Annotated in this window: 10 protein-coding genes and 2 pseudogenes; 10 read left to right on the top strand and 2 right to left on the bottom strand. The window is 35.0% G+C overall.

Annotated elements, in window-relative coordinates:
- Positions 1–24: 24 nt before the first annotated feature.
- On the bottom strand, positions 25–171 hold the full coding sequence (locus tag AC07YC_RS04090; RefSeq protein ID WP_336634617.1) for a YrzI family small protein: 147 nt from the start codon (positions 169–171) through the stop codon (positions 25–27).
- A 492-nt stretch (positions 172–663) separates the two neighbouring features.
- Here AC07YC_RS04090 and AC07YC_RS04095 point away from each other — a divergent pair.
- From AC07YC_RS04095 to AC07YC_RS04130, 8 genes and pseudogenes are all read left to right on the top strand, one after another.
- Positions 664–878, top strand: a pseudogene (locus AC07YC_RS04095) (hypothetical protein); the annotation flags it as partial.
- Between the two features lie 674 nt (positions 879–1,552).
- Complete coding sequence (locus AC07YC_RS04100; RefSeq protein WP_494918439.1) at positions 1,553–3,454, top strand: N-acetylmuramoyl-L-alanine amidase; 1,902 nt, start codon at positions 1,553–1,555, stop codon at positions 3,452–3,454.
- 209 nt (positions 3,455–3,663) lie between these two features.
- A pseudogene (locus AC07YC_RS04105) lies at positions 3,664–4,104 on the top strand (IS5/IS1182 family transposase); the annotation flags it as partial.
- 386 nt (positions 4,105–4,490) lie between these two features.
- Positions 4,491–4,820 carry an ArsR/SmtB family transcription factor gene (locus tag AC07YC_RS04110; RefSeq protein ID WP_494918440.1) on the top strand — a complete coding sequence of 110 codons (330 nt, stop codon included), beginning with the start codon at positions 4,491–4,493 and terminating at the stop codon, positions 4,818–4,820.
- Positions 4,810–5,865, top strand: a complete 1,056-nt coding sequence (gene arsB, locus AC07YC_RS04115) for an ACR3 family arsenite efflux transporter (protein WP_494918441.1) — start codon at positions 4,810–4,812, stop codon at positions 5,863–5,865. Before AC07YC_RS04110 ends, arsB begins: the two co-directional genes overlap by 11 nt.
- Positions 5,866–5,939: 74 nt before the next feature.
- The gene (locus tag AC07YC_RS04120; protein ID WP_494918689.1) at positions 5,940–6,077 is read left to right on the top strand and encodes a hypothetical protein; all 138 of its coding nucleotides are present in this window, start codon (positions 5,940–5,942) and stop codon (positions 6,075–6,077) included.
- Positions 6,078–6,272: 195 nt separating this feature from the next.
- Complete coding sequence (locus AC07YC_RS04125) at positions 6,273–6,488, top strand: hypothetical protein (RefSeq protein WP_494918442.1); 216 nt, start codon at positions 6,273–6,275, stop codon at positions 6,486–6,488.
- A gap of 326 nt (positions 6,489–6,814) precedes the next feature.
- On the top strand, positions 6,815–8,788 hold the full coding sequence (locus AC07YC_RS04130) for an AraC family transcriptional regulator (protein WP_494918443.1): 1,974 nt from the start codon (positions 6,815–6,817) through the stop codon (positions 8,786–8,788).
- 286 nt (positions 8,789–9,074) lie between these two features.
- Here AC07YC_RS04130 and AC07YC_RS04135 read toward each other — a convergent pair whose 3' ends face one another.
- Positions 9,075–9,218, bottom strand: a complete 144-nt coding sequence (locus AC07YC_RS04135) for a response regulator transcription factor (RefSeq protein ID WP_336634610.1) — start codon at positions 9,216–9,218, stop codon at positions 9,075–9,077.
- A gap of 562 nt (positions 9,219–9,780) precedes the next feature.
- On the opposite strand from AC07YC_RS04135, the gene AC07YC_RS04140 reads away from it, so the two are divergent.
- A complete protein-coding gene (locus AC07YC_RS04140; protein ID WP_289418197.1) occupies positions 9,781–10,347 on the top strand; it encodes a TetR/AcrR family transcriptional regulator in 567 nt (188 codons plus the stop codon).
- A 58-nt stretch (positions 10,348–10,405) separates the two neighbouring features.
- Positions 10,406–12,247 carry an alpha/beta fold hydrolase gene (locus tag AC07YC_RS04145; protein ID WP_494918444.1) on the top strand — a complete coding sequence of 614 codons (1,842 nt, stop codon included), beginning with the start codon at positions 10,406–10,408 and terminating at the stop codon, positions 12,245–12,247.
- Positions 12,248–13,128: the final 881 nt, after the last annotated feature.

Below are 13,128 nucleotides of genomic sequence, written 5' to 3' on the forward strand. Positions count from 1 at the left end.
TTTCATGTTTTTTAATGAAGAAAATTAGTATTGACGAATACGAATATAATTTTCTACTTTTCTTCGGTTCTCTTCAAAGATTTTTTTCGCATTTTCATTATGAAGTGCTTTCTCAAGAGAGTTCTCGCGTTTTGAAATAGTTATCGTGAGAGCAAAAAAGTTTAATATCATTTATAATCACCTCCTTAAATTACCACGAAAAATGAAAAAAACCGTAGAGAGACTCCCCCTACGGTGAAAAAAGACACAAAAATACCGCAGGGGCACACTTCTCCCTGCGGTATGGGTATGCTAAATTACAAAAAACTTAAGCGATCCATTCCGAACTGGTCGAATGTGTGATTTTCATTTTTACTTTAGTTGTGGCTAATAATGACATCAATTTAACGATACGGATCATTTCATTCGACCTCCTTAAGAATTTTTTGTTTACTTTGTAAGTATAGCTATATTTAAGGTGTTTGTAAACATCTTTTACTAAGATTTCCTGATTATTGAAGAGAGAGCCATTTTTGATGCCACAGGTATAAGGGGAAATCCAAACCAAACAAATTCTACTGGGGGATGACTCCAAAACGAAAAAGGCATTAGCAATTTACATTGAAAAGGGTATCCCATACATTAATAAGAAGACTAAGTGATATGTATCGTCGGAGCTAAAAGTACAGACGTGCACCAACTTTTTTAATGTCAACGGGCTACGAACAAGTTCGTTTCATCACAGCTTATTTATCACATGTGGAAGCGGCAAAACTTGTGGAATTGGAGTTACCCTAAACAGTATATGCAGTATAAATCTTGCCAATCAAACAAATTCACTACATAATCGAAAGCTTCCTATAATTTATCGTAAAAAGGGCGGTTATGCGCTTAAATAATGCTCATTATCGTTAATGTAGATTTGTCCAATATTTATTAAATTTATTCATAAAGTGGGAACAATTCAACTAAAAGGAATAGGGAGGACGTTTGTTTGAGCAAAAAAAGTTATTTCACGACAATATTGTAAATGGCCATATATGACTTAAGTTGAAAGTCTCTTGGTTTGAAATCATTGGTAACACCACCTACATTCGGCCTCTCAATTATAAATTAAAAAGGCGAGGTATTCGACGATTGAATCCCCGAATACCTCGCTAAGTGGATTCAGATGAAGATTTTCAGTGCACTCTTGGAATTCAGGGATCAAGCTGTGTAAAGCATTTTTATTATTTCCACTGTCTACTTGGCAGGGAGCACTTCAAAGTCCTCAGTATATTGGATCGGCCTGATATTAAAATAACATTCGGATTCGCTTCTATTTGTCTTCTTTGATTTTTACTCATAATATTCTCCCGATCATAAATCGAATTAAATTGTCCACGATTCGGGGTACTGTTCAAAGTAGACCAATATAGTTTTTTATAATTAAAAAAATTTCTAAAAATTACTAAATACTGAAACAAAAGGTAGAGAAATAACGTTCTAATAAAAGGAGGTTTAAAACTCTTTGTTTTTACTAAATCCATAGTTCGAAAAATGAACGAGGCAAATAAAAAGGAGGGAATATGGATTGTATTTTTATTTTAAAAAAATTAGTCTTACGTTATGTATTTTATTTATATCAACCTTTTTTACAATACATAGTGTAAGTGCTAGCAGCAATTTCGAGGATATTTCTTCAAAGCATGAAGCTTATGAAGAAATCAATTATTTAATTAAATTAGGTGTTATCAGAGGATATAAAGAGAACGGAAAAACCTATTTTAAGCCTAATAATATGGTAACTCGTGGACAAGTTGCCAAAATGGTTGTGATTGCTTCAGGCAATAAGCCATTAACTGTAAAAAACTCTAGCTTTTCTGATGTAACGGTTGGTACGGAGCTTTCGGGTTATGTCGAACGTGCTATAGAGCTAGGTTACTTCGTAACAAACACGAAGAACCAATTCTTACCTAATAAACCTCTAACTCGTGATGAAATGAGTTATGTATTATCAAAAGCATTTAAGCTTGATACAAGCCAATATGAAAAAATTGATTCTCCTTTTGTTGATGTAAAAATGACACATCCTTACAATCAATATATTAATACTATTTATTATAATGGAATTACAAAGGGAAGCGGTCAAAAATATAATCCTAATGACCAAGTGTCACGCGGACAGTTTGCGTTATTTGTAGCACGTGCAAAAAATGATAAGTTTCGTTTAGAATTGCCAATAAAAGAAGTAGTTGTTCCTGATGATAATTCAGCAATTATAGGGACTATACAAGTCACAACAGACGGATTAAATATTCGTAAGTCGAAAGATTCTTCAACTATAGATAATATTGTCGGGAAAACGAACAAAGGTAGTAAATTTGCAGTCTATGCAATAGAAGGAGATTGGTTAAAAATTTCATTTAATAATGGCTATTCTTATATTTATAAAACTTATGCCCAGTTTTTAGATATAGATGGTAAAACATTGGGGAATGCTAAAAAACAGGTTACTACAACACAAAATATAAATCTTTACTTAGAACCAACATCTACTTCAAACGTTATTTCAACTATTGATAGTAAAGTGAAATTACCTGTTTATAACACTGTAAACGGCTACTATTTAACTGTAGTAAACGGTTTACCGGGCTATATCGTAGCGGGTAGTACTGAGGATGTAATAGTAGAAAAGCCTTCTACACCAGATCCAACCCCACCATTAGTTTCGGGTGATTTATTAGGTCGAGTGACAGTGGATAATTTAAATATCCGAAAAGAGGCAAATTCTACTTCTCCAGTAGTAGATAAGGTAAAAAAGGGTGAATATGTTCAAGTAAATAGTGTAAATGGTTATTGGGCACAGGTAACCTTTAAAGGTCAAAATGGGTATGTACATAAATCCTATTTAAAGCTATTAAATCAAAAGGGTAATCCGTTAAAAGATAGAATTATCATAATTGATCCAGGTCATGGCGGTAAAGACCCTGGAACTGTAGTTGGTACTATTGAGGAAAAAAATATTGTATTAAAGGTCAGTACTCTTGTTACGCAAAAGCTTGAGGCAGCAGGTGCGAATGTTTTAATGACTCGTACAGGGGATACGTATCCAACACGAGAAGATCGTGTTGACTTTTCGCATGGTAATTATGGTGAAATATTTGTAAGTATCCATGCTAATTACGCAAATAATACTGCTGCACAAGGTACTGAAACTTACTACGCTAAAACACTAGGTGATGTGTATGAGGAAGACATTGATCTTGCGACATTTGTAAACAATCAAATTGTTAAAAATGTAAATATGAAAGATCGTAAGGTCAAAGAAATGAAATACATGGTTATTGCTAATACGAATATTCCAGCTATTCTAGTCGAGTTAGGCTTCCTATCAAATAGCGAAGACCGTGCTAAACTGACAGATGATCAATATGTTGAGTTATTTGCTGAATCTATCTACAAAGGTATTTTGGAATATTATTCAAAAAAATAAAAGGAAAAAGCTACAAGTTCTATGGTGAACTGCGCTATATTTTGTAGACAATTTAATAAAAAAGGCTGTAGTTGTGGTTAAGCTGCAATGAGGTGACTTCGGTAAGTAGCGAATGCACTCAAAAAGTCCAACATACTATTAAAACGATTGGAGAAACAGATTTTTTTCTCCAATCGTTTTTTCTTTTCGTTCAATTTACTCTCAATAGCATAATAAAGAAAGTTGAAATTGCATTAAAAAAGGAACTATCACAAGTAAAATAATTATCGTTGACCCCACATATACAAAGGCACGTTACAATCAAAAACACCGAAGGGATTTTTACAGAAAAATCAAAAAATGTGCGAAAAGCCGTCTATCAACTTGATGAAGAAATGAAAGAGAATTTCCCACCAAAACCAACATCAAATGAAGTGATGGAGGAATTAAATTACTGTCGTCAAGTTGTAGAAATTGTGGAAACACAATCCAAAGTTGCACATATTCCGGCTGTAAAAGAAAAGTTAAATGTTTTAAAAGAAGTTGTGAAGGACTACGATTTACAACTAAGCTATTCACCTGATCCGGACGCTCATGTGGGACATAAATCTGCGGAATCGGCTTTCTTTGGTTTCAAAACCCATATTGCGATGAGTGATGAACGAATCATTTAATATGCCAAAGCAGAAGCATTTCGATTTCTTTGGTGTCTTTAAAGTATAAACTTGGCTGTCCATATACACATGTACAGTGTAAAAAGACACTAAAATTAGGACTTTCTTTACTAAGAGACATAAAAGTTAGGATTAAATTGTTTCACTATTTACATAATAAGTAATTTACAAAAATTTTATAAATATTCGAATTTATTATTTCCAATTGAAAATAAGCACCCTTATTTATAGCAGGTTTATTGTATTAAATATCTGTTGCAATTCAAAACATTAAATCATAATATAAGAATATAGTTATATACGAATTAATTCACCTTTCTTTAACGAGGTGATTTTATTTAAATTAATATATAAGCAAATGATTATATAAGGAGCGCAGATAAATGGAAAACACACTAATTGAAAAACAACTAAAAGCAGCAGCTGATTTAAATCGCATTAAATTACTTGCATGCATGAAAAATGGGGAGGTATGTGTATGTGATTTTGTGGAAGTGCTAGGAATATCGCAACCAGCCGTTAGTCAGCAGCTACGAAAATTAAAGGAGGCGGGCATTATTACGGAACGAAAAGTAGGGACTTGGAAACATTACCGTTTAGTAGAGGATCAAACGCCATTGATGAAGGGCATCATTGAACAAATTCAGCCTTTAAACGGATGCAACTGTGACACAGATTGTTGCCATGTAGGGGGATCTGATCATGAGAAATGAGACTTTAACCAAGCAGCTTTCTTTTCTAGATCGTTACCTTACTCTATGGATATTTGTTGCGATGGGAATAGGTGTCTTATTAAGTATCATGATGCCCAATATTGGTGAAGCATTAGAGTCCATGTCTATTGGCACAACGTCAATACCGATTGCTATCGGGTTAATTGTTATGATGTACCCCCCATTAGCGAAAGTAAAGTATGAAGAAATGTGGCGGGTGTTTAAGGATTGGAAAGTGCTTTTACTATCGCTTTTTCAAAACTGGTTACTCGGACCGTTCTTAATGTTCTTTTTAGCTATCATCTTCCTGCACGATTATCCTGAATACATGGCTGGACTCATTATGATTGGCCTAGCTCGCTGTATTGCCATGGTCATTGTATGGAATGATTTAGCACGTGGAGACCGGGAATATGTAGCTGGGTTAGTTGCCTTTAACTCCATCTTTCAAATCATGACATATTCAATCTTTGCTTACTTTTTCTTAAATGTCTTACCTGGTTGGTTTGGTTTAGAAAATTTCCATGTATCCATTTCTATGTGGGAGATTACTAAGAGCGTGCTTATATACTTAGGTATCCCGTTTGCTGCTGGGTTCCTCACACGTTGGATAGGGATTAAAACAAAAGGGAAACAGTGGTATGAGGAAAAGTTCTTACCGAAAATTTCACCACTGACTCTAATTTCACTGCTGTTCACGATTGTGATGATGTTTACCTTAAAAGGTGAGCAATTAGTTGAACTACCACTTGATGTGGTCCGAATTGCGATCCCATTATTTATTTACTTTGTGGTGATGTTTGCTGTTTCATTCTTCTCTTCTCGTAAAGCAGGTGCATCTTATCCTGTCACAGCAGCACTTTCTTTTACAGCTGCAAGTAACAACTTCGAGCTAGCGATTGCCGTAGCAGTAGGGGTGTTTGGCCTGCATAGTGGAGTGGCATTTGCTGCTGTTATTGGTCCACTTGTAGAAGTACCTGTTCTTATAGGACTCGTATGGGTTGCCTTACGTTGGCAGAAAAAATACTTTAAAACTCTTAAATAGGAAACTATTATACTAAGGAAATTAAAGTACAGGAGAGTATTAATAACCACAATAAGAATTTACCGATTGTCATAATAGGCGCAGGCCCCATTGGATTAGCTGCAGCTGCTCATCTAGTGAAACACAAGCAAGCCCTTATTTTATTAGAAGCTGTGCATGAAGTAGCGCACAATATTCGTACTTGGGGGCATGTTACATTATTTTCACCATAGCGATATAACATTAATAAAGCTGCTAAGGCTTTATTGAATGCCTCCGGTTGGAAAGAACCTCATTTAGATACGTTACCAACAGGACATGAATTAATGGATCTATATTTAAAACCATTGTCTAATCTAGTGCAAATAAAACCTCACATTCAGTTAAACTCAAGAGTGGTAGGGATTTCACAACAATTTAATAATATGATGAAGACAAAAAATCGTGTAGAACAGTCCTTTATTATTTATATTGAACAAGAGGATGATATCCGTATGATTGAGGCGAGAGCTGTTATTGATGCAACGGGTACGTGGGGAAATCCAAACCCAGCAAATTCTACGAGGGTATGGCTCCAAAATGAAAAGGCATTAGCAAATTACATTAAGTATGGTATCCCAGACATTAATACGAATACTATCTGAAACAAGTTAAGCGTCTTTATTCATGGAAAGGGCCAGATTGTGGAGGAGGTAATTTCACATTAATCGTGGTGAACCCGTACCATAGGTAAGTCCGTTTTTTTGAAAAATAGAGAAGCACCCTCGCAATAAGTGGAGCATTATTTTACTGCTCCGGAAAAATATAAATATAAAGGCGTGGAAGTTTTTTGAAACCATAATAAATTCCATCCAACACCTTAATGTACCGTTCTTGACATATCCTAAGACAAAAATCAAAATGATTATTATAACTGATTAAATTGTAATAGCATGGGAAGGAGCAATCTAATGGACTGGGTAGATAGTATTTGTTACATGGTTTTATTATGAATATAGGTGAACAAATTCAATTGTGGAATCAAGTTGTCATTCGTGTACTGGACGTTCGAATAAAACGAATAGGGCGAGGCGATGTGATTTATGATTATGTAACACCAGCAAGCATGTTTATGTTTGTTGCAAATGGACACGCTGAACTGTGGGTAAATGATGAAGTGTGGCTATCCGAAAGGTTTCTTTTACTACATATTGGCAAAGGGCAGCGGCTAACGGTTCAAGCTACTGATTTTCTTGATCTCTATATGATTTTATATAATGCTTCTTTACCAGCTTCCGCATTGCGAGAGTTCCATATGATGATGCAAACAGACAATCCATTTATGAAAAGCTGGGCAGTATCCCCCTCCGAACCGCTTTTTATGTTGGAGATGCTAGAATCTATGTTTGCCGACTGGCAACAAATTAACAATAACCAAGTAGACAAAGAGTATAATCTAAAGAATGACCATGAATTGATGAGACTGAAAGCCAAAGGGGATTTCATCCGTTTCGTACATGCAACGCTACAGGAGCGGATGGAACATGTACATGCCCCATCGCTAACCGAACAAGTTGTCCGATATATCGCAAAAAATTATTGTGGCATGATTTCCATGGAGCAGCTGGCCCAGCAAATGAATTACACTCCGCAATACATTTCGAGGAAATTCAAAGAACAGATGGGATGCAGTCCACTTGATTATACGATTCGCTTACGTATAGACTTAGCGCGAAGGTTACTGTGTGATACCGAAGCGACGCTACAGGAAGTAGCTGCTTATGTTGGTTATCCTGACACTATCTATTTTAACCGTATGTTTAAGAAGCAAACAGGTATAACACCAGGGGAATACCGTAAGCAATATCAGGATATAGGTTCAAAAGATGCAATGAATTGGACAAAATCGTCCATTGTTACACCACATCCAGCAATGTATCATTTAATTGATAGTGATATTCATTATCAATTAATGCTAGATGGAGGAAATGATATGGCAATAAGAAAGAAAAATCTGTTAGCAATGGCACTATTGTGTCTAACTATGGTCACATCGGGATGTGGGACATCATCAGAAGGGGTAATCGAAAATAGTGACTCCACTAAATCGAATCAAAGTAAGTCTGAAGCACCTGCCAACATCCAAATGCGAACAATGACAACAGCACTCGGAGATGTGAAAGTGCCAGCCCAACCACAACGTGTAGCGGCACCTGCCTATTTAGGAACCGTGTTGGCACTTGACGTCCAACCAGTTGCCTCTGTTTCTTTTTTAATGGATAGTCCATACATAGAAGGGATGCTTGACGGTGTGACAGATGTGGGAGATTCGCTAGAAGCACTGGCTCAATTGAAACCAGATTTAATCATTACCCAACTGAATCAAGAAGAAGCAGTAGAAAAATATTCGATGATTGCGCCAACTGTGGCTATGCCTTACAATAGCTTTGAAACAATTCAGGAAGAAATACGTTATTTCGGTGATTTATTAGATAAAAAGGACGTCGCTGAAAAATGGATTACCAATTTTGAAAGTCACACAAAAAAATTACGTGATGATGTTCAAGCTGTACTTAATGAGGGAGAAACAGTGTCCGTCATGCAGGAATACGATGGAAAAGTATTCTTATTTGGACCGAAATCTGGGCGTGGCGGTCGAATTATGTATGAAATATTAGGTGCAACTCCACCTTCAACAGTGCCAGAACATATGCTAGCAGAATCATTTTATGAGTTTTCGTTAGAAATGCTTCCTGAGTATACAGGAGATTATTTGGTTTTAACAACTAAATCGACGTTAGAGGAACTGCAGGCTGATCCGATTTGGGGTAACTTGCCTGCAATTCGAGATGGAAAAGTATACTTGTGGAACGAAAGTCAGTCATGGTTTCGAGACCCGATTGCTGTAGAAGGGCAAATAGACAACTTAGCTAAATGGATTATTGAAGCTGCCAAAACAAAATAAAAGTGTAGCTAAAGAACGTCTGTGATATATAAAAATCAAACATTATTATAGAAAAGAGACATTTCGATTTTGGAAATGTCTCTTTTATCATGTCATTTCAGAATATATTGTAGATACCCCTATAGTCCAAATGACAAATCATATCTATTTAATAAGTGAAGGATTGTAAAAGAGTTCAATGTAACAATATGTGGGTATCGATCAAGAAATTAGTAATACCATTCTTGAATTATATGGAGAACCCCACTAAACATGGTCAATAAACTCCAAACATTTTTCCAGCATCCTAGGTACGATTGGTTACTAGAAACTTTCTATATAGGTTTTGAAGATGTTTTTTGATTGTATTTTCACTGACGAATAATTGCTGAGCGATTACTATGTTTTTCAATCCTTTGAATACAAATTTAAAAACTTTTCGTTCTGTCATTCCATCGTGATGGAGGGAATAACTATGGCTCTTATTTTTATTAAAAGTAACTTCTATAGTATTATTTATTGCATACGATTTATTTAATACATACAAATATTGTAGGAATAAGGAAAAGCTGAAGTCTATAGTTGTAGAATATCAATGAGGTATTCATCCTGTATTATGTAAAAAATTATGCGCTGTGAGAGCGATCGAGATGGGTAAAGGTACGTGTTACTGAATCTCGATACGTTTCATAACGTCAAGAGCAATATCTCTTCGGAGCTTAACATTTTTTCTCATTATTTCGTTATGCTGAAAATAAAGACCACTAGAGAATAATGCTGTAGTTAGATTTCAAAAATATATGAACCTAGTGTTATAACACAAGTGAAGAATTGCAAGCCATCCCAAACAGTTTTGTGGTTCAGTTCAACTTTGTTCAAAATCAGATTAATTTTTAGCAGTAAAGTCCATTAAAGTTTAGCTTTTTTGATCAATTTGTTTATTAAACTAACAAAAATACTTGCAACAACTATTATAGTACTGTACAGTACTAATTATGACAAAGGTAAAATTAATGAATCAAAAACGTGTGATTGAAGTAGCTGCAACTTTATTTTTAGAAAAAGGATTTGCTTATACAAGCATGGATGAATTAGTTCGTGTAAGCAAAGTATCAAAGTCTAATGTGTATTATCACTTCTCTAATAAGGAAGAATTGTTGGAAGGGGTCGTTGATTATTGGATTGAAATGTATCAATCTGCAATTGATGGCTTACTATCTCAAAACCAATTATTAGTTGAAGATCGTATCCAATTGTTTTTAAAGCAATTATCACAAGGAGTTCAGACGAGAGAATATAAGGGGAGCTGTCCATTTATTACGCTTTATATTCAAAGCCCAACAAATGCCACAAAAGTAAAAGAGAAAATAGGTCTTTTCTTTATAGGATTACAAACGAAAGTTTCTCTATTACTTAAACAAGGAGTAGAGAATGGTGAATTTAGAAAGACAATTAATATTGACGAGGTTGCATCTCTTTTTATTACAAATCTTGAAGGAGCGCTATTTATTTCAGAAACACTGAAGGATGCAACTGTCATCATGAAAACAGCAGATCATTTTTTAAACTTGCTTCGATAAAAGAAGCATTTTTTTTCACAACAAATTAGTACTGAATAGTACTAAAAGGAGGATTTATATGAAAACAATATTTTTAACAGGTGGAACAGGGTTTATTGGAAAGCAATTAGTGCAGGAATTAGCCAAAGAAGAGCATGTTACAATTCTTCTATTAGTGAGATCGAAAAGTAAAGCAACACGCATCTTTCAAGAAAGAGGCATCTTAAAAGAGGCAGTTATGCACTTTATTGAAGGTGATTTGACGAAATTAGACTTAGGTCTAAGTGCTGAAGATAAGGAGTTGGTATTGAAAACGGATGTGATTATTCACGCAGGTGGTCCCATGGATATTCAAGCGACAAGTAAAGAGGCAGCTTCCGTATTTTTGAATGGTGCCCAACATATTAGTGAAATCGCTAAAAATATTCATCAATTGAAGGGATTGCAACAATTTATACATGTAGTAGGCTATATGAGTCCCTTTGATGATAGTAATAGCAAGATGGCGATAGATGTGTTTAAAGAAGGAAACAATTTTTTGAAAATAAAAAATCCATATGAGAAGACAAAGTTTTTAGCAGATCTTTATATCCGTCAACAGGCATCAACAGTAGGTTATCCGCTTTCAGTAATTAATCCGCCAACAGTAGTTGGTACTAGTAAAACAGGGAGTACGGAGCAAACAGGAGGCTTAGGCTTGCTTGTGATGAGTATGCGAAAAGGGCTCATGCCAGTGATTCCTGGAGGTAAGGAATATAGATTACCACTCATTGCAAACGATGAACTAGCAAAGTTTATTGTGCAGGTTTTCAGATTGGAGCAACCAACTATACAAACCTATACACTTGTTGAAGATAAACAATATGATCCGAATATTTCTGAATTATTAGATGCTATGTCAGAAAGTATGAATATGAGGGCACCTAAAATCTCTGCACCATTGCCATTTATGAAAGCACTTATGAATAGTGGCGTTAGCAAAATAACCCACATTCCTGCTGATGGGCTGAACTTTATTACAAATCGAACATTTTCAAGTGGTTCAGTAAAAACAATTATGGGAGAAGATTGGTTTAAGGAGACAAATGTAATGAAATTTTTTCCAGCCGTAGTAGCTGATCTGGATTATCGCATGATGTATCAAAATGGTCAGGACAGCCATTTATTTAAACGAACATTATGTAATAATACTACCATTTACCAATCACAAGGAGTGGGTAAACCGTTTATACTATTACATGGTTTATTAAGTGATGGAGAGGATTTATTTCCTTTAGGGAAAGAGCTTCATGAAAAATCGGGTCGACCTGTATGGATCATGGACCTTCCAGGTTTAGGACGTTCTCCTTTTATACGTGAGAAAAATCTTTTAAATATCTATTTGAATGTATTGAAAAAGTTATTGGCGAAAGCTTCTAACGGTGCCCATCTAATTGGCCATTCATTTGGTGCGTATATTCTTTTGGAAGCATTAGTACAAAAATACATAGATGAGAAGTATACCATTACTTTACTTCAGCCACCTGTTGTGAAAAAGAATGCTAAATCGATACAAGTTCCTCAATTTATGAACAAATGGACATTGAAATTGGCAACTACTAAATTGATAGGGCATTATTTAATAAGTAATGGTTTATTTGAAAGTACGGAGAGTATTCCTAAACATTATATTGAAAAAATTAGTAAAAGTTTTACTTCTCCTAGAATTTTAAATACTACGGTTCAGCTTAACAGTTTACTTTTGAAAACCGGCCAAGGTGATTTCAATGAAGTAACAAAGTATAAACTTCGCATTATTTGGGGTGATTATGACCAAGGCTATTCTGCTCCTTCGCACCTGGGTAAGGTTGATTTTGTTCCATATGGTCATCATTTTCCTCTTAACCATCCAAGTGAAACGGCTAATTTGGTATTAAAATAGTTGCTAGCAGATGAGAGTGCGGGATAAATAAAAAGTGGGTAGTAAGATCGTGCAAAAGAAGATGAAATCCTGTCTCAAGTGTCCAAAACTATCTGACCTATGACAAATTATAAAAAGTACATCAATTAATTTAAGTAACATCCAATGATTTTATAGTAATCAGGAACAATCAATAAAATTAATAAAGACACCCAGGATTAACTAGTGGTGTCTTGGATTCTGTTTAAATACTATAGACTGTGAAAATCGCCTAATTTTAATGGATTTTTATGATAAGATTTATACAATTTTTGGAGTGTATGGAAGTTCTTATCTAAAATGAAAATAAATCAAGGTATATGAGAGGGTGTCAGGAAGTTCTTGTCCATATACAACAACATCTCATGGGTAGTTGACGTATCCAAGCCCTCCTCCCGGGCGAAATAATTTTAGTTAGTTTACATAATATAAAACCTTGGTCACTACTTTCTTATTATTAAAAGCTTCCTATAATTTATCGTTCAAAAGGGAATTATTCGTTTAAATAATACTAATTATCGTTTAATCTAGATTCTCCTTAAGACGATTAAAATATTCATCGTAACAATTAATTGCACTTCCAATTGTCAGACAATAATCTAATCTAAGCCAACAGATGCTGCAGAGAAGCGCTAGAAGAGGTAGGTGTAAAGGTAATAAGGGGGAAGGATTGGAACGCAGAAGTTAAATTTAATGGCAATCAATATTTTTTCATCTGAGAATAAAAATTATAAAAGGGGTCACTGAGTTAAACTGACCCTAAATGAGGGAAGATGTGACGGTCAACCAAAATCTGATTGACGAGATTTCTAATAAGGAGCTTGCTACTAAGGATTTGGGCTTGCCTTTTTTTGATTTTAAAA

It is taken from the genome of Lysinibacillus sp. GW247-5R2A (genome assembly GCF_059424475.1).

Bases quoted from the DNA above. Each gene is read 5' to 3' on its own strand.
- AC07YC_RS04090 (WP_336634617.1), bottom strand. From the start codon at position 171: ATGATATTAAACTTTTTTGCTCTCACGATAACTATTTCAAAACGCGAG.
- AC07YC_RS04110 (WP_494918440.1), top strand. From the start codon at position 4,491: ATGGAAAACACACTAATTGAAAAACAACTAAAAGCAGCAGCTGATTTA.
- arsB (WP_494918441.1), top strand. From the start codon at position 4,810: ATGAGAAATGAGACTTTAACCAAGCAGCTTTCTTTTCTAGATCGTTAC.
- AC07YC_RS04125 (WP_494918442.1), top strand. From the start codon at position 6,273: ATGAAGACAAAAAATCGTGTAGAACAGTCCTTTATTATTTATATTGAA.
- AC07YC_RS04135 (WP_336634610.1), bottom strand. From the start codon at position 9,218: ATGACAGAACGAAAAGTTTTTAAATTTGTATTCAAAGGATTGAAAAAC.
- AC07YC_RS04140 (WP_289418197.1), top strand. From the start codon at position 9,781: ATGAATCAAAAACGTGTGATTGAAGTAGCTGCAACTTTATTTTTAGAA.
- AC07YC_RS04145 (WP_494918444.1), top strand. From the start codon at position 10,406: ATGAAAACAATATTTTTAACAGGTGGAACAGGGTTTATTGGAAAGCAA.